The organism is Pseudomonas sp. NFACC42-2 (assembly GCF_900116055.1).
In the GTDB taxonomy this organism is placed as follows: domain Bacteria; phylum Pseudomonadota; class Gammaproteobacteria; order Pseudomonadales; family Pseudomonadaceae; genus Aquipseudomonas; species Aquipseudomonas marginalis.
The window spans coordinates 61,285-77,518 of record NZ_FOZO01000002.1; the positions used below are offsets into that span (position 1 = coordinate 61,285).

Sequence of the window (16,234 nt, forward strand, 5' to 3'; positions counted from 1 at the left end):
ACCTAGTGCAAGCGCCCGCCCAACGGGTACTCGACCGCCAGGCGGATCTGGTTGGCATCCAGCTCCGCCTGGGCCGCATTGCCCCGGTGCACGGCGTGGCGCAGGGTAAAGGCAAGGTTTTTCGCAACACCGGACTGCACCACATAACGTGCTTGCAGGTCACGTTCCCAATGCTTGCCCCCTTCACCGTAGCCGAGCCATTGGTAGCCGCCGCCAGGATCCATGTGGCGGCCGTCAATGCCACTGCCACGTACATACAACGCCGCCAGGCTCAGGCCGGGCATGCCATGGCCCGCCAGGTCCAGGTCATAGCGCGCCTGCCACGAGGCTTCCCGGGGAGCGTTGAAGTCGGACAGCGCCACGGCGTTGCTCAGGTAAATCGCCCCCCGCGTCACGTAGTCGAACGGCGTGTCGCCACGGACTTTCTGATAGCCCACGCCCACACTGTGGGCGCCGAGCCGATAGGTCGAGAGCAGGCTCCAGGTGGTGTTATCGATGCGCCCCGACAACGCCTTGCCGGTGTCCTGGGTGCGATACAGGTTCAGGTCAACGGTCAGTGCCTGGCCGGGAAACAGCGGCCGGGTGTAGACCGCCCCCAGGTAATGCTGGCGCCAGGTATCTTCATAGACAGCACTGAACACGCTGGCGCTCAGCCCCTTGATGGCCGTATTGCGCACGCCCACCAGATCAAAGCGATCGCCTTGCTTGCCATTGGAATAGTTGACGACAAATCCTCGGTCATGGCTGCTGGCGTTGCGGTCGGTGCTCTCATTGAAGTGCCCCGCGAACAGGGTGGTGGCCGGCAACTCGCGGCTGGTCAACCACCATCCCGTTGCGGTTTCCGGCAGCAAGCGGCTGTCGGACGAGGCAAACACCGGGGTTTTCACCCGCTGCTCGCCGTAGCGCAATTCGGTGGAGGAAACGCGTAGTTTGGCAACTGCGCCACCGCGGCTGAACTGCTCCTTGGGGTGGCCGTCATTGTCCACCGCCAATAGCCGTGCCTTCCCGGCGCGCCCACCGCCACTGTCCAATTGCCAGGCGGAATAAACGTGCGCATCCAGGCCAAAACCCAGGGTGCCGGTGGTGAAACCCGAGGCGTAGTCAGCCATCAGGCCATAGGCCCATTCTTCCGCCAGGTCGCTGCGCTGGGATCGAGGCTTGTAGGCGTTGCGTGCGCCGTTGCTGAGGGCGCCATGCCGGTAGTCGCGGCGGTCGTAGACACTGCGGTTGAGCAGGTTCCACTGACTGTCCTCGATAAAGCCGTTGGCGGTGTCTTGTTCGGCGGCGAAGGCGAGCAGGCTCTGCCCTCCCAGTGCCAATAGCAGGGTGCGGGTCGATAGCATCTTCACGGTTTGACTCCAGAACGTGTCAGGCAAAGGTGTTCCGCAGGGCGCAGAACACCGTTGGTTCCGTCAGAGGTATTTGAGAATCGCGATGTCGCGACGACGCTGTTTGAGGTCGGCGAACCAGCGTGTCGGGAAGAACAGCAACACCCCGAGTATCACGCTCCACAACCACACCATCGGCAGGTCGTCAAAACCATAGTAGGTGCCCTGGTTGGCGCCCCAGATCGCCAGCGCGACCAGGTACATGGCCTTGAGCACGTAGAGGTGCAGCAAGTAGAAAAACATCGGCGCCCCACCGTAGATCGCCAGGGTCGCGGTAGCCCAACGGGCCTGCCATTTCTCGAACAGCGCCAACAGCAGCAGCGACAGGCCCAGGGTCGGCATCAGGAACATCAGCGACGGCGGGTATTTCTTCGCGCTCATGAAGCTCATAAAGGTGCGCAATGCATCACCGGTCTGCACCCAGGGTTTCTCGCCGTACACGTTGAGGTAGCGGATAAACACAAACGCGACCAGCAAGCCTGCTCCCAGCTTGACCAAGCGGGTGATACGCTCGGCCGAAGGCATCGCCTTGCCAAACCACGGGCCGATGCCCCAGCCCAGCAGGATCACACCGATCCACGGCAATATCGGGTACGTCGTGCGGGCGCGGGTGAATTCGGTAATGTCGATAAATACCCGCTGATGCAGGATCGACCAGGGCACGAAGAACGGCGACTCCGGCCCGACGGTCACGCCGTCGAGCAAGTTATGCCCAGCGACAATCGCCACCCCCAGCACGATCAGCCAGGCGCGCTTGAAGTGCAGCAAACCGGCGAGCACGATCATGCACAGGCCGATACACCAGATCACTTGCAGCCACAACGTCTTGGGTGGGAACTCGGCGTTCCAGGCAAAGCACACGAAGGTGATTTCCAGGAACACCAGGAACAGCCCGCGCTTGAGCAAAAACACCGAGGTTTCGCGGGCGCTGTGTTTCTGGCTGTAGAGCCAGGCCGACAAGCCCGTCAGGAAGATAAACGCCGGGGCGCAGATCTCGCTGAGCATACGGGTGAAATACAGGTCCGGGGTGACACTCAAGGCGTCGATCGGGTCGGTGACCTGCCGGTGCAGCAAGAAGGTTTCGCGCACATGGTCGATGAGCATCAACAGCATCACAAAACCACGCAGCGCATCGATAGCCAGCATGCGTGTGGCCGTCGTGACGTTCGTGCGGGCAAGCGTCGGCGCAACAGTGCCCGCCTGACCGGCCAATCCTGAAGAAAGGGTCATATCAATCACTCATGAAGGAGGCAATGAATCAGGCTGACTTTTTCAGCCTGGCGACTTCCGATGCCGGCAGTTGCGACGGCGCGCGAGGTAACGGCGCCTGGCCTTGCTGGCGGTGGAACGACAACGTCGAACTGAAACGTTTGACGTCAAACCGCTCGGGCTTGCCCGCCGGATCAAGACGCTCCCCAGGGCTGTTGTCCTGGTACTCGACGGCCACCACATAAGTGCCCTGCCAGGGCAGCGCGAAGCTGACGTTGCCGGCGGCATCGCTGCGCTGCTTGAAGACTTCACCGGAGGCGGTTTCCAGCAGAACCTCCTGGCCCGTCAGCGGCTTGCCCGCGTAGAACACCCGGAACTGTGCACCGCCCGCATCGGCAACGCCGGTGGGGACGATATCCAGGGTCAGCTCCGGGCTACGGGCCCGCAGGTCACCGACCCAACGCGTGGCCGGGGTCCAGGCGGCTTTCAAGGTCTTGGCGCCTTCATGCACATCGAACATCGGATAGTGCAGGTCTTGCGCCAGCAGCGAATCCTCTTGCCCGGGCTGCTCCGCCAGCAGGAACGCCTGGCGCTGCAGGCTCAGTTGCAACGGTGCCGACCGGTCGGCCATCGACCAGGCCTGGAGCTGCCTGAACCGATCCATTCCCCCCGGGGTCACCTCCAGAACATTCTTGTCATACTCCCCGTAGTACAAGGCCAAGGGCTGGCCGGGAAGTTGTTCGTACCAAATCTGATGCGCCTCGCTGGCGGTTGCCAACATGAACGCGCCATAACCCAACAGTGCTTTTGCGTTGCTCATTCGCATTTTTTTCGCTCCGATTGGTGGTGTTCAACCCAAGGCTGTCGCGGCTGGAAAACACCGCACAACCCTGCGCTCCCTCACTCTGCGAGCATTACAGCGCAGGCCCTTTTGCGTTTTTCGCCGAATTGCGCCCACGGATCGGCGCAGACCACTGTTTAAGGGCCCGAAAAAGTGTTTTATGCGGGTTGCGTCGAGATGAGGCGTTTAGCCAAGACTACGAGTGAGCGTGTCCAATTGAGGTGCAAAAGCAGTGAGCTTTGATCGTTCCCACGCCCTGCGCAAAGCTGTGTACCTGATGTACCGAGGTGCCTGCATCGCAGGCAAGCCAGCTCCCACCTTTAGGTCGTGGGGCATCCGTTAGATAGTCGTCGGCTCCCGAGCCGTCACGGGAGCAAGCTCCCTCGCCACAGCTTCAGGGCCGCGCCAAAGTTGTGTAGATACCTATGGCCATCGGGGGCAAGCCCCCTCCCACAGGAAAGCGAGCGTGGGTCAGTGCCGCAGCAACTTGCGCAACGGCACGCCATCCTTGAGTACCGGTGACTTGATCACGATGTAGCTGAAGTACTTGGAGATGCCAATGTTCTTGTCCAACAGGCTCTCGACCACTTCCTGGTAGTGCTGGATGCTGCGGGTCATGAAACGCACCAGATAGTCGTAGCCACCGCTGATCAAGTGGCACTCAAGTACCTCGTCCACCAGGCGGATATTCGATTCGAACTTGGCGAAGTCTTCACGCTTGTGGTCGCTGAGGGTGATCTCGGTAAACACCGTCACCGAGTCGGTGATCTTGGCCAGGTTCAAGTGCGCCTTGTAGCTGGAAATATACCCGGCCGATTCCAGCCGCTTGACCCGTTGCAGGCAGGGGCTGGCGGACAGGCCCACGGCGTCGGCAAGGCTGACATTGGTCATCCGCCCGTCTTTTTGCAGTTCAACCAGAATACTGATGTCGATCCGGTCCAGCTTGACTTGCCCTTCCATCACGTACCTCTTGACTGCCGTTTGTAAGACAATCTTCTAGCAAAATCAGCGCCGTAAAGACAGCTGATGCTGCGCCACCAGATCCGCCATGCTGTTGATGCAGTACTCCGCCGCACAAGGCGAAGGCTGCCGCGCCCGGTGGCGGCCGATCAAACAGCGGTCCAACGCCCCATGTGCGCCGACCGACGGTCGCGTTACATGCAGCACCGGTTGCAGCTGCGTGCCTCGGTCCGTGAGCCATTGCGGGTCTTCGGCGAGGGAAATGAAATCTTCCGGTGCAATCCCCAATCGCTCGCACAACACCCCGCGGTCCTCGGCATCACGGTCGCCACGCACCAGCAAACGGTAGAACTTGCGCAGGTACAGCATCGCCCCCGGCGCATCCTCGAACAACGACCAATTGCCCGCCGAACGCGCAAAGCTCATGCCCTCCTCCCAACTGGCGTGCAGCCCCCAACTCTCAGCCAGTTGGCGATGGGCAAAACACAACACGCCACTGAAGCCCAGCTCGGCGAAGCGCGGGTAGAGCCTGGCGACCTGCGTGTTGAATTCGGCCAGCACCTGATCCTTGGCCGGCTGCCCGCCACGGCTGTCGAGCAGCGGCTGCAACGCCGCCCACACCCCTGAATCGCGATCCACCAGCACTTCATCGCAATCGATCAGCAACGCTCGATAATCTGTCAGTCCCATGTGGGGTCAAGCCTCCAATGCCGCAGTTGGCCCGTAGCGGGCACAGCCTCAGTTCAAGACCCGTGCCAAGGCGCCGTCGAGGATTTCCAGCGCTTCGTCAACCTGGGCTTCGCTGGTCACCAGCGGCGCGAGGAAGCGCAGCACATTGCGATGCACCCCGCACTTGATCACCAGCAAACCACCGGCCCGGGCTGCATCGATCAGGCGTTGATTGAGGTCGGCATCCGGGGTGCGGGCCGGGTCATCCTTGATCAACTCCATCGCCAACATAAAGCCGGTGCCGCGCACATCGCCGATGCGCGAGCAGCGCGCCTGCAAATCGAGCAACCCCTGGCGCAGGCGCTCGCCCAGCACTTGGCTGCGCGCCAGCAACTGCTCCTGCTCGAACGCATCGATCACCGCCAGCGCCGCCGCACAGGCCAGCGCATTACCACCGTAGGTGCCGCCCAGCCCGCCGGGCAGCGGTGCATCCATGATGTGCGCCTTGCCGACCACGCCGGACAACGGCAAGCCGCCGGCCAGGCTCTTGGCCACGGTGACCAGGTCGGGCTGGATACCCGCGTGCTGGAAACCGAACCAGGTGCCGGTGCGACCGAAGCCGGTCTGGATTTCGTCGAGGATCAACACGATGCCATGCTTGTCGGCCAACGCTCGCAGCGTCTGGAGAAACTCAGGGGGTGCGGTGAGGAAACCGCCGTCGCCCTGCACCGGTTCGATGATGATCGCAGCCACCCGCTCCGGCGCTACCTGGGTCGCCAGCAACTCATCCAGGGCCTTGAGTGCGATGTCGCTGGTCACGCCGCGATAAGTGTTCGGGTACGGGGTATGGAACACCTCCGGCGCAAACGGCCCGAAGTTCTGCTTGTAGGGTTGGCTCATGCCGGTGAGCGTGGTGCCCAGCAACGTGCGCCCGTGGAAACCGCCACGGAAGGCGATGACCGCCGAGCGATTGGTATGGGCGCGGGCGATCTTCACCGCATTTTCCACCGCCTCGGCGCCGGAGGTGAAAAACGCCGCTTTATAGGCTGCCTGGCCGCCGATCATTTCACACAGGCGCTGGGCCAGGTCGAGGTAAGGCTGGTAGGCCACCACCTGGAAGCAGGCATGGGAAACCTTCTGCAACTGGGCCTGCACGGCGGCGACCACCTTGGGGTGGTTATGGCCGATGTTGAGCACGCCGATACCGCCGACGAAGTCCAGGTAACGCTTGCCATCCACATCCCACAATTCGGCGCCCTGGGCGCGGTCGATCACCAGCGGGTGCGCGGTCACCAGGCCACGAGGCACGAACTGCTCGCGCTGACGGAGCAAATGAGGGGTTTCGTCGACTTTGCTATTCATGGCATTTCCCATCGTGAGTCCGGCAACCGGAAGGTGGTTGCGATGCAGTCCAGAGTACGGCCTGCGGGCAACCAACTACGCCGAACTTGCCCCGTGAGAAATTCGGATCAACTGTTTTCGCCCCGCGTTTCAACAGATCCTGCGCCGGGCTTTGGGCGATGATGATGCTTCCGTTTATCCAGCAGGAAATGCCCATGGCCTTGCTCTACAAAGCTGACCCGGTGCGCGGCCGACACTGGCAGGCACTGTTCGCCCAACACGCGCCGGAGATCGAGTGGCGCACCTGGCCCGACCTCGGCAACCCCGCCGAGGTCGACTACCTGGCCGCCTGGCAGGCACCGGAAGATCTGGCCCGCGTGCTGCCCAACCTGAAGGTGTTGTTCGCCCTGTCGGCCGGTGTCGATCAGTTGGACCTTGATCGCCTGCCTGCGGGCCTGCCGGTGGTGCGCCTGCTGGATCCGGGCATCACCCGCGGCATGTGCGAATACGCCAGTTGGGCGGTGCTGAGCCTGCACCGGGATATGTTGCGCTACCGCCAGCAGCAGGTGGCGCGCTGTTGGCAGGCGCACCTGTTGCAGCCGGCTGCGAACCGGCGTGTGGGGGTAATGGGGTTGGGTGCCCAGGCCCAGCAGATCCTGGCGACCTTGGCACCGCTGGGCTTTGCCCTGTCCGGCTGGGCGCGCAGTACGCACCGGGTGCCGGGGGTGGCGTGTTATGCGGGGGAAGCGCAACTGCCGGCGTTTCTCAGCCAGTGCGATATTTTGCTGTGCGTGCTGCCGTTGACGGAGCAGACCCAGGGGATCCTGGACCGGCGCTTGTTTGCGCAACTGCCACGGGGGGCAGGGTTGGTGAATATGGGCCGTGGGGGGCACCTGGTTGAAGAGGATTTGCTCGAGGCGTTGGAGAGTGGGCAGTTGAGTGGGGCGGTGCTGGATGTGCTGCGGGAAGAGCCGGCGGCACCGGAGCATCCGTTTTGGGAGCATCCGCAGGTGTTGTTGACGCCACATATTGCGGCCATGACCCAGCCGGAGAGTGCGTTTGCGGTGTTGTTGGAGAATATTCGGCGGTTTGAGCGGGGTGAAGAGATGGTCGGTGAAGTGGATCGGTTGCGGGGGTATTAAGTACCTATTCGGTTCCAAGGCAGTCGGTTCCAAGGCAGTCGGTTCCAAGGCCGAAAGAGCAGGCCAAGGTTTACCTGATGTATGCAGATCAAACGGTGGAAGGGGGCTTGCCCCCTCCCACATTTTTAACCCAGTACACCAGGCACAATGCCGGTCGGCTATAAGGCGGCCGCGCTTTGATCAATTCGTCTCAGTCAACCGCGTCGCAATTGCCAATCCCACATCCTGAGTCGATCCCCGGCCCCCCAGATCCGGCGTCACCACCCCTTCTGCAATCACCGCCTCAATCGCCCGCAATATCCCATCATGCGCGTCCCGATAACGCCCTTCCCCATTGCCCAAAAAGTCCAACATCAATGCCCCCGACCAGATCATCGCAATCGGATTGGCAATGTTCTGCCCATAGATATCCGGCGCCGACCCATGCACCGGTTCGAACAATGACGGAAACCGCCGCTCCGGGTCCAGGTTCGCCGAGGGTGCTATCCCGATGGTCCCCGCACACGCCGGTCCCAGGTCCGACAGGATGTCGCCGAACAGATTCGAGGCCACCACCACATCAAAGCGGTCCGGCTGCAACACAAAGCGCGCACACAGGATGTCGATGTGCTGCTTATCCCACGTCACCTCGGGATAGTTCGCTGCCATCAATGCCGTGCGCTCATCCCAGTAAGGCATGCTGATGGAAATCCCATTGGACTTGGTCGCCGCCGTCAGCTTCTTGCGCGGACGGGTCTGGGCCAGGTCGAAGGCAAACTTGAGAATGCGATCAACCCCACGTCGAGTGAACACCGATTCCTGCAGGACGAATTCATGCTCGGTGCCTTCGAACATCTTGCCGCCCACCGAGGAGTATTCGCCCTCGGTGTTTTCGCGGATCACCACAAAGTCGATGTCCCCCGGCGCGCGCCCGGCCAAGGGGCATGGCACGCCGGGGAACAGCCGCACCGGGCGGATGTTCACGTACTGGTCGAAGTCGCGGCGGAACTTGAGCAGCGAGCCCCACAGGGAAATATGGTCCGGGACTTTGTCGGGCCAGCCCACGGCGCCGAAGTAGATCGCGTCAAAGCCCTTGAGCTGCTCGAACCAGTCCTCGGGCATCATCTGCCCGTGTTCCAGGTAGTAATCGCAGTGGGCCCAGTCGAGCACTTCGATGCTCAGGTCCAGGTCCCAGATCCTGGCGGCCTGTTCCAGTACCCGCAGCCCTTCGGGCAGGACTTCCTTGCCGATGCCATCGCCGGCAATCGCGGCGATTCTGAATGCCTTGCTCATGGTGCGTGCCTCGCAAAAATTCAGTTCAAGCCGCCGATATGGAAGGCTTTGACTTCAAGGTATTCGTCCAGGCCGTACTTGCTGCCTTCGCGCCCCAGGCCCGATTGCTTGATGCCGCCGAACGGCGCGACTTCCATCGAGATGATCCCGGTGTTGAGCCCGACCATGCCGAACTCCAGGGCCTCGCCAAAACGCCACGAACGCTGCAGGTCCTGGGTGAAATAGTAGGCGCCCAGGCCGTACGGGGTAGCGTTGGCCAGGGCGAGGGCCTGGGCTTCGTCGGTAAAGCGCATCAGCGGTGCCACCGGGCCGAAGGTTTCTTCATTGGCCAGCAACATCCCGGCGTGGGTGTCGCCGAGTACCGTGGGTTGCACGAACTGGCTGTCGCCGCTGGGGACGGCGCCGCACAGCAGCCGGGCGCCCTGGCTCAGGGCGTCGTCGATATGCCGCGCGACTTTGCTCACCGCTGCGGGGTTGATCAGCGGGCCGATGGTCACGCCGTCGTCCAGGCCGTTGCCGACCTTGAGCTTGCCCACCTCTTCCACCAGCCGCGCCGCGAAACGCGCGTAGATACCGTCCTGCACCAGGATGCGGTTGGCGCACACGCAGGTTTGCCCGGCGTTGCGGAACTTGCTGAGCATCACCCCGGCCACCGCCTGTTCGAGGTCAGCGTCATCGAACACGATAAACGGCGCATTGCCGCCCAGTTCCAAACTCAAGCGCTTGATGTGCTCGGCGCTCTGGCGCATCAACAGGCGGCCGACGGCGGTGGAGCCGGTAAAGGAAATCTTGCGCACCGCCGGGTTGCCGGTCAGCTCTTCGCCAATGCCGGCGGGCAAGCCGGTGATCACATTGAACACCCCGGCCGGAATGCCGACGCGCTCGGCCAGCACCGCCAGGGCCAGGGCCGACAGCGGCGTGAGGTCCGAGGGTTTGACGATGATCGGGCAACCGGCGGCCAGGGCCGGCGCGCATTTGCGCGTGATCATCGCGTTGGGGAAATTCCATGGGGTGATGGCGGCGCATACACCCACCGGTTGCTTGAGGGTCAGCAAACGCCGATCACCGCTGGGCGCGGGCATGGTTTCGCCGTAGACCCGGCGCGCTTCTTCGGCGAACCATTTGACGAAACCGGCACCGTAGCGCACTTCGCCCTTGGCTTCGTTCAGGGGTTTGCCCTGCTCGCCGGTCATGATCAGCGCCAGGTCATCGAGGTTGTCGATCATCGCCTGGTACCAACGCTCCAGCAGCGCCGCACGTTCGGCAGCCGGTCGTGCGCGCCAGGCGGGCCAGGCACGCTCGGCGGCTTCGATGGCGCGGCGGGTGTCCACCGCGTCCATGGCCGGCACCTGGGCAATCAAGTGGCCGGTGGCCGGGTCGCGGATGTCCAGGGTGGCACCGCTGTCGGCAGCGATCCACTGGCCATCTACGTAGGCGAGTTCAGCCAGCAGGCTGGGGTCTTGCAAGCGATTCTTGAGCATGGTCGAGTCCTGATCCGAGACACGCTCCAGTCTAGGGAGGTACCGCAAACGAGGATGCCGAAAGCGCGGTTAAAGCAGCGTGCCGTGCTGAAATTCACCCCAGGACGGCAGGCTCTGCTAGGCCGTCAGCGAACCGAGCAAGCCTTGCAAAAAGCGCTCGCCGGCGTCCATCTGGCTGATCTCGATAAACTCGTCGGGCTTGTGCGCCTGCTCGATGGAACCCGGCCCGCACACCACTACTGGCACGTCCAGGCGCTGCTTGAACAGGCCGCCTTCGGTGCCGAACGAGACCTTGGACGTGCCGGTGCCCGGCGCGGCGAATTGCTTGAGAAAGTGCACCGCCTCAACGCTGGGATGGGTGTCGAGGCCAGGATAGACGTTGATCGTTTCGATCTCGATGGCCGCCACGCTGGACAGCTTCTGCGCCTCACGCACGATCACCTCGGCGCGCTCGCGCATCTGCTCCAGGAACGCGTCCAGGTCGTCGGCCGGCAGGTTGCGCACTTCGAAATCCAGGGTGCACAGGTTGGGCACGATATTCAGCGCCTTGCCGCCGATAATCTGGCCCACATGCACGGTGCTGTAGGGCACGTCATAGTCGTTGTCCTGGGCGCCATGGCGTTGCAACTGCTGCTGACTGTCACGCAGGGCGGCGATAAAGTCACAGGCCACGTGGATGGCGTTGACCGAGCGCGGCGCCAGGGATGAATGCGCCTCCTGGCCTCGGCAGTACGTGCGGTAGGAGCCCTTGCCCTTGTGGCCGAGGACAAACTGCATGTTGGTCGGCTCGCCGATCACACACAGAAACGGCCGCACCGGCGCCAGCTGCAGCACGTCGAGCAAGCGCCGCACGCCGACGCAGCCGATTTCTTCGTCATGGGACAGGGCCAGTTGCAGTGGGCGGTTCAACGTGTGGTCGGCGGCATCCAGCATGGCGTCGATGGCCAGGGCGATAAAGCCCTTCATGTCGCAGCTGCCGCGCCCATAAATGCGCCCGTCCTGCACGGTGGCGGCAAAGGCGGGAAAGGTCCAGGCCTGCCCCGCCGCCGGCACCACGTCGGTGTGCCCGGACAGCAGCACGCCGGGCTGTTCCCTGGGCCCGGTGCTGGCGAACAGGTTGGCTTTCTTGCCGCTGGGGTCCTTGACGATCAGCGAGTCGATGCCCTTGCTCAGCAGCAGGTCGCGCACATACTCGATCAAGGCCATGTTCGACGCCGATGACACGGTGTCGAAGGCCATCAGCTGTTTGAGAATCTCCAATACGCGGGGTTTCATGAGGCCTGGCTCCGTTGCTCGGCAGGTGGGGCGAACCGGGTGATGGAGAACGGCTCGATCGGGGTGCTGGTGCTGCCGGTGGCAAGCAGTTCGGCCATCACATCGCCGACGCCCGGGCCCAGCTGGAAACCGTGGCCGCAGAACCCGAAGGCATAGAACAGCCCGTCGACAGTACCGCTGGGGCCCATCACCGGCAGCGAGTCCGGCAGGTAGCCTTCGATGCCGCTCCACACGCGGATGATGTTCAGGTTGCCGACGCCCGGCAGCAGGCGGCGCATCTGGCTGACCTGGTTGAGGATGCTGCGCGGTTCCACATAGGCGCGGCGGTTGAGCATATCCGGCTTGCTGCGGTAGCCGCCGCCGATGACGATATTGCCCCGGGGAATCTGGCGGAAGTAGATCACCTCTTCGGGCACCTTGGTGTACACGCCGATCACGGTGGGCAAGGCATAAGGCACCGGCTCGGTGACGGCCATTTGCGGGCCGTGGGTGTCCAGCGGCACCGGTTCGCCGAACTGCGCCGAGAGCTTCTGGCCCCAGGCGCCGGCGGTGATCAACAGTTGCGCGGCGTGGAACTGGCGGCCGTCGGTGGTGGTGACCTGGAAGTCGGCGCCGACCTTCTGCACCTCGGCCACTTCGGTGCGTTCTTCGATCTGCGCACCCAGGCGCCGGGCGGCGCGGGCAAACGCGGGCGCGGCCAGGCGCGGGTTGGCATGACCATCGTGGGGCGCGTAGGAGCCGCCCTTGACGTCCGGGCCGAGGAAGCCGAAGCGTTGATGCAGTTCGGCGCCACGATAAATCTTCAGGTCCAGTTGTTGCGCTTCCGGTGCGGCGGCGTAGGCCTCCAGCTCGGCGATTTCATCTTCGCGGTAACACACGCGCATATGCCCGCTGGGGATGAATTCCAGGTCGTCGTCGATCAGTTCCGGCAGGCGCTTCCACAGCGCCCAGGAGCGGTTGGCCAGGGCCAGTTGGCCGAGGAAACGCCCTTGCCGGCGTACATTGCCGAAGTTGACGCCACTGGCGTACTGGCCGATCTGGTCGCGCTCCAGCAGGATCACCGACTGCCCGCGACGGCGCAGAAAAAACGCGGCCGCCGAGCCCATCAGCCCCCCGCCGACAATCACCACATCGGCTTTTTGCACGCTCATGACGAGACCTCCTCGGTGATCAGCATCGACAACGGTTTGACCGGCGCCTGGCCGCGCTGGCGCCCGACCGCCTGCACCGGCACGCCGGCAGCGGCGGCGATCACTTCGGCCCCGGCCTGGGAGCAATAACGCCCCTGGCAACGACCCATGCCCACGCGGCTGAACGCCTTGGCGCGATTGACTTCGCAGGCGCCCTTCTCCTTCACCGTGCGGCGCAGCTCGCCGGCGCTGATCATCTCGCAGCGACACACAATGGCGCTGTCCGGCAACGCCTTGGCCTGTTCGCTCGGCCACGGGAACGCCTGGGCCAGGCCCAGGCGGAATTGATCCATCACCGCCAGGGCCTGCTGTTGTTCATCCCGCAGGCCGGTGTCCACCGGTCGTTGCAGGTCTTCCAGCAGCGCCAGCGCCACCAGGCGCCCGGCGTGCTCGGCGGCATCGGCGCCGCGAATTTTCGCACCGTCACCGGCCGCGTACACGCCCTTGACCGAGGTGCGTCCGGCGTCATCCGTGGCCAGCCACCATTGGCTCGATGCCTCATCGAACGCCATGCGACAGCCGGCCAGGTCACCCAGCTGGGTTTCCGGGCGCAGGTGGTAACCCAGCGCAACGGCATCGGCCTGCACCGTGACGGCCTGCCCGTTGCCGGTGGTAAAGCGCACACCGCTCACACCATTGGCTGCGTCGCCCATCACTTGCAGCGGCTTGACCCCGAGGTGCACCGCCACCTTGGCGCGGTACAGTTGCGCCAATAGGGTGATCCCGGTGAACAGCACGCCAGGCCGCGCCAGCAGTTTGGGCAAGGCTTTCAGACGCAGGCTCAGAGGCGAGGTGTCGAGCACCGCCGCCACCTCGGCGCCGGCCTTCACGTACTGGCTGGCGACCAGGTACAGCAACGGACCACTGCCCATGAACACCACGCGATGGCCGATGGACACGGCCTGGTTTTTCAACGCGATCTGCGCCCCGCCCAGGCTGTAGGTGCCCGCCAGTTGCCAGCCCTCGATGGGCATCAGGCGGTCGGTGGCGCCGGTGCAGAGGATCAGTGCGTCGTAATCCACCGTGGTGTGGCGGCCCTGGCTTACGCAGCATAGTTGCCCCGGCGTGAGGTTCCACACCAGGGTATCGGGGCGGTAGTCGATGGCGTCGCGCAGGCGGTCGAAACTCTGGTGCAGGGCCAGGGCCTTGGCGGCCTCGCTGCCGTACAGGGTCGCGTAGTCGCGGGTGAAGCCTTCTGGCTGACGCCGATAGATCTGGCCACCGTCGCGGCGGTTTTCATCGATCAGGATCGGTTTGATCCCGGCCGCCAGCAGAGTTTCGGCGCAGCGCACCCCGGCCGGTCCGGCGCCCACAATAACTACCCGTGCAGTGGCCATGTCGCCTCCGGTTGTGTGGTAACGATATCCAGCCCGTCGCGGACCTCATTGGAACAGGCGCGCAGGCGTTCGCCGCTGCGGGTCCACACCCAGCAATCCTGGCACGCGCCCATCAGGCAGAAGCCAGCGCGGCGGCCGCTGTCGAATTCCGACTGGCGCAGCGCGTTGCCCTGGGTCAGCAGCGCAACCATCAGGGTGTCGCCCTGCAGGGCTTGGACGGCGGCGCCATCCACGGTCAGGCTGACCGTCGGCCGGCCCTGTTCGGCCAGCCTCACAAAACGCGCGTTCATGCATAGGCTCCCACAGTGAGGGTGTTGACGCCCTGCTGGGTATCCAGCAAATGGGCGCTGTCGTGGTGGCAAAGGATTTCACCACCGTCGTCAAGGCGGCGGCGCGGCGGCGCGGTGCGGTTGCACAGGCCGTCGACGCGCACCGGGCAGCGATTGAGGAAGGTGCACAGTTCCGACCCATTGGCCCGCTCGCCGAGCGCCGGCAGCGTGTCGCCTGCAGTACCGCAGGTTTCCAGCCAGCCCTGGCGCAACTCGGGCACCGAGTGAATCAACAGGTCGGTGTAAGGATGGAACGGCGGCTCGGCAAACGCCTGGCGACTGCCGGCCTGGACCTTGCGGCCGCTGTACATCACCACGATGTCATCGCACAGCGCGCGCACGGTAGAAATGTCGTGGCTGATAAACAGGTACGACACCCCCAGTTGCTGGCGCAGGTCGCGCAGCAGTTCGAGGATCGCCGCGCCCACCACGGTGTCGAGGGCCGAGGTCACTTCGTCGCAGAGGATCAGGTCGGGTTTGGCCGCCAGCGCGCGGGCCAGGTTGACCCGCTGCTTTTGCCCGCCGGACAACTCATTCGGGCGCCGTTCGGCGAGGTCACGGGGCAGGCGCACCAGGTCGAGCAGTTCGCCGATGCGGGTTTGCAGCGCCGTACCCTTGAGGCCGAAATACATTTTCAACGGCCGACCGATGATGGCCGCCACGCTGTGCATGGGGTTGAGCGCGGTGTCGGCGTTCTGGAACACCATCTGGATCCGCCGGAACTGTTCCGGGGTGCGCTCGGCGAGGCTGCCGCCCAAGGGCTGCCCGTCGAAGGCCAGGCAGCCGAGGGCCGGGGTCAGCAGCCCAGCCACCACCCGGGCCAGGGTGGACTTGCCCGAGCCCGACTCGCCGATCACGCCGATGGCCTGGCCACGGCGCACGGTGAGGTCAATGTCTTCCAATACCCGAATCGACGGCATGCCGTGCAGGTTCTTGTTGCCGTAGCCGGCGGTGAGGCCGGTGATGGTCAGCAGCGGTACCTCCCCGGCGACGCCGCAGGGCGGACGAATGCTGCTGTCGGGCCGTGCGGCGGCCAGCAGGCTGCGGGTGTAGGCGTGAGCCGGGGCATTGAGCAGCGGCGCCGTGGCGCTCTGTTCGAGGATCTGCCCGCCGTTGAGCACCACGATCTGGTCGGCCATTTGCGCCACCACCGCGAGGTCGTGGGACACGTACACCGCCGTGGCACCGCGCTCGCGCACCACGCGCTTGAAGGCGCGCAGCACGTCGATCTGGGTGGTCACGTCCAGGGCGGTGGTCGGCTCGTCGAGCACCACCAGCAGCGGGTCGCTGATCAGCGCCATCGCCGCCATCACCCGTTGCAGTTGCCCGCCGGAGACCTGGTGCGGGTAGCGTTGGCCGATGCGTTCCGGGCCTGGCAGCGCCAGGTCGCGGAACAGGCCGATAGCCTTGGCGTACAGCTCGGCGCGCGTGCCCAGGCCATGGATCAGTGCGCCTTCGATGACCTGGTCGATGAGTCTTTTCGCCGGGTTGAACGCGGCGGCGGCGCTTTGCGCGATATAGGACACACGGTTGCCGCGCAGGCGCTGCAGTTGGTGTTCGCCCAGGGCGAGCATGTCGTGCTCGCCGACCTGCACCACGCCGCCGGACAGCCGACACCCGCGCCGTGCATACCCCAGCAAGGCCAGGGCGATGGTGGTCTTGCCGGAGCCGGACTCACCGATCAACGCCAGCACTTCACCTTGTTTCAGGGCAAAGCTCACGCCCTTGACGATTTCCACCTCGCCGCGCTCGCCACAGGCGACCACGCGCAGGTCTTCGACGCGAATCAATTCAGTCATT

At 64.1% G+C, this 16,234-nt stretch carries 14 protein-coding genes; 1 reads left to right on the top strand and 13 read right to left on the bottom strand.

Going from position 1 to position 16,234, the window contains the following annotated elements; translation table 11 throughout:
* Nucleotides 1-2: 2 nt before the first annotated feature.
* The 6 genes from BM416_RS04035 to gabT form a co-directional block, all read right to left on the bottom strand.
* Nucleotides 3-1,343, bottom strand: a complete 1,341-nt coding sequence (locus BM416_RS04035; RefSeq protein ID WP_371856042.1) for an OprD family porin — start codon at nucleotides 1,341-1,343, stop codon at nucleotides 3-5.
* Between the two features lie 69 nt (nucleotides 1,344-1,412).
* Nucleotides 1,413-2,618, bottom strand: coding sequence for an acetyltransferase domain-containing protein (locus tag BM416_RS04040; protein ID WP_092485767.1), 1,206 nt, complete (start codon nucleotides 2,616-2,618; stop codon nucleotides 1,413-1,415).
* Between the two features lie 28 nt (nucleotides 2,619-2,646).
* Nucleotides 2,647-3,417, bottom strand: a complete 771-nt coding sequence (locus BM416_RS04045) for a DUF4198 domain-containing protein (protein WP_256577436.1) — start codon at nucleotides 3,415-3,417, stop codon at nucleotides 2,647-2,649.
* 492 nt (nucleotides 3,418-3,909) lie between these two features.
* Complete coding sequence (locus tag BM416_RS04050; protein ID WP_010449292.1) at nucleotides 3,910-4,398, bottom strand: Lrp/AsnC family transcriptional regulator; 489 nt, start codon at nucleotides 4,396-4,398, stop codon at nucleotides 3,910-3,912.
* Between the two features lie 45 nt (nucleotides 4,399-4,443).
* Entirely contained in the window at nucleotides 4,444-5,088 is a 645-nt protein-coding gene (locus BM416_RS04055; protein WP_092485772.1) for an HAD family hydrolase, read from the bottom strand.
* A gap of 48 nt (nucleotides 5,089-5,136) precedes the next feature.
* On the bottom strand, nucleotides 5,137-6,429 hold the full coding sequence (gene gabT / locus BM416_RS04060) for a 4-aminobutyrate--2-oxoglutarate transaminase (RefSeq protein WP_092485775.1): 1,293 nt from the start codon (nucleotides 6,427-6,429) through the stop codon (nucleotides 5,137-5,139).
* Nucleotides 6,430-6,623: 194 nt separating this feature from the next.
* Here gabT and BM416_RS04065 point away from each other — a divergent pair, with 194 nt between their 5' ends.
* Entirely contained in the window at nucleotides 6,624-7,550 is a 927-nt protein-coding gene (locus tag BM416_RS04065; RefSeq protein WP_092485778.1) for a 2-hydroxyacid dehydrogenase, read from the top strand.
* Nucleotides 7,551-7,730: 180 nt separating this feature from the next.
* Here the strand turns inward: BM416_RS04065 and BM416_RS04070 are convergent, their stop codons facing one another.
* The 7 genes from BM416_RS04070 to BM416_RS04100 all read right to left on the bottom strand — a co-directional run bounded on the left by BM416_RS04070 (nucleotide 7,731) and on the right by BM416_RS04100 (nucleotide 16,233).
* Nucleotides 7,731-8,822 carry a tartrate dehydrogenase gene (locus BM416_RS04070; protein WP_092485781.1) on the bottom strand — a complete coding sequence of 364 codons (1,092 nt, stop codon included), beginning with the start codon at nucleotides 8,820-8,822 and terminating at the stop codon, nucleotides 7,731-7,733.
* A 20-nt stretch (nucleotides 8,823-8,842) separates the two neighbouring features.
* Nucleotides 8,843-10,303 carry an NAD-dependent succinate-semialdehyde dehydrogenase gene (locus BM416_RS04075; protein ID WP_092485784.1) on the bottom strand — a complete coding sequence of 487 codons (1,461 nt, stop codon included), beginning with the start codon at nucleotides 10,301-10,303 and terminating at the stop codon, nucleotides 8,843-8,845.
* A 117-nt stretch (nucleotides 10,304-10,420) separates the two neighbouring features.
* Nucleotides 10,421-11,578 (bottom strand): acetylornithine deacetylase, encoded by a 1,158-nt coding sequence (argE, locus tag BM416_RS04080; RefSeq protein WP_092485787.1) that lies wholly within the window; start codon nucleotides 11,576-11,578, stop codon nucleotides 10,421-10,423.
* Nucleotides 11,575-12,729: an NAD(P)/FAD-dependent oxidoreductase gene (locus tag BM416_RS04085; protein WP_092485790.1), complete on the bottom strand. Its 1,155-nt coding sequence runs from the start codon at nucleotides 12,727-12,729 to the stop codon at nucleotides 11,575-11,577. The genes argE and BM416_RS04085 overlap by 4 nt, the downstream gene beginning before the upstream one ends.
* Nucleotides 12,726-14,105 (bottom strand): FAD/NAD(P)-dependent oxidoreductase, encoded by a 1,380-nt coding sequence (locus BM416_RS04090; protein WP_092485793.1) that lies wholly within the window; start codon nucleotides 14,103-14,105, stop codon nucleotides 12,726-12,728. The genes BM416_RS04085 and BM416_RS04090 overlap by 4 nt, the downstream gene beginning before the upstream one ends.
* The gene (locus BM416_RS04095) at nucleotides 14,087-14,395 is read right to left on the bottom strand and encodes a (2Fe-2S)-binding protein (RefSeq protein ID WP_065940275.1); all 309 of its coding nucleotides are present in this window, start codon (nucleotides 14,393-14,395) and stop codon (nucleotides 14,087-14,089) included. The genes BM416_RS04090 and BM416_RS04095 overlap by 19 nt, the downstream gene beginning before the upstream one ends.
* On the bottom strand, nucleotides 14,392-16,233 hold the full coding sequence (locus BM416_RS04100; protein ID WP_092485796.1) for an ABC transporter ATP-binding protein: 1,842 nt from the start codon (nucleotides 16,231-16,233) through the stop codon (nucleotides 14,392-14,394). Before BM416_RS04100 ends, BM416_RS04095 begins: the two co-directional genes overlap by 4 nt.
* Between the last annotated feature and the right edge of the window lies 1 nt (nucleotide 16,234).

Excerpts from the sequence above, each read along its gene's own strand:
- BM416_RS04035 (WP_371856042.1), bottom strand. The coding sequence starts at position 1,343 with ATGCTATCGACCCGCACCCTGCTATTGGCACTGGGAGGGCAGAGCCTG.
- BM416_RS04040 (WP_092485767.1), bottom strand. The coding sequence starts at position 2,618 with ATGACCCTTTCTTCAGGATTGGCCGGTCAGGCGGGCACTGTTGCGCCG.
- BM416_RS04045 (WP_256577436.1), bottom strand. The coding sequence starts at position 3,417 with ATGAGCAACGCAAAAGCACTGTTGGGTTATGGCGCGTTCATGTTGGCA.
- BM416_RS04050 (WP_010449292.1), bottom strand. The coding sequence starts at position 4,398 with ATGGAAGGGCAAGTCAAGCTGGACCGGATCGACATCAGTATTCTGGTT.
- BM416_RS04055 (WP_092485772.1), bottom strand. The coding sequence starts at position 5,088 with ATGGGACTGACAGATTATCGAGCGTTGCTGATCGATTGCGATGAAGTG.
- gabT (WP_092485775.1), bottom strand. The coding sequence starts at position 6,429 with ATGAATAGCAAAGTCGACGAAACCCCTCATTTGCTCCGTCAGCGCGAG.
- BM416_RS04065 (WP_092485778.1), top strand. The coding sequence starts at position 6,624 with ATGGCCTTGCTCTACAAAGCTGACCCGGTGCGCGGCCGACACTGGCAG.
- BM416_RS04070 (WP_092485781.1), bottom strand. The coding sequence starts at position 8,822 with ATGAGCAAGGCATTCAGAATCGCCGCGATTGCCGGCGATGGCATCGGC.
- BM416_RS04075 (WP_092485784.1), bottom strand. The coding sequence starts at position 10,303 with ATGCTCAAGAATCGCTTGCAAGACCCCAGCCTGCTGGCTGAACTCGCC.
- argE (WP_092485787.1), bottom strand. The coding sequence starts at position 11,578 with ATGAAACCCCGCGTATTGGAGATTCTCAAACAGCTGATGGCCTTCGAC.
- BM416_RS04085 (WP_092485790.1), bottom strand. The coding sequence starts at position 12,729 with ATGAGCGTGCAAAAAGCCGATGTGGTGATTGTCGGCGGGGGGCTGATG.
- BM416_RS04090 (WP_092485793.1), bottom strand. The coding sequence starts at position 14,105 with ATGGCCACTGCACGGGTAGTTATTGTGGGCGCCGGACCGGCCGGGGTG.
- BM416_RS04095 (WP_065940275.1), bottom strand. The coding sequence starts at position 14,395 with ATGAACGCGCGTTTTGTGAGGCTGGCCGAACAGGGCCGGCCGACGGTC.
- BM416_RS04100 (WP_092485796.1), bottom strand. The coding sequence starts at position 16,233 with ATGACTGAATTGATTCGCGTCGAAGACCTGCGCGTGGTCGCCTGTGGC.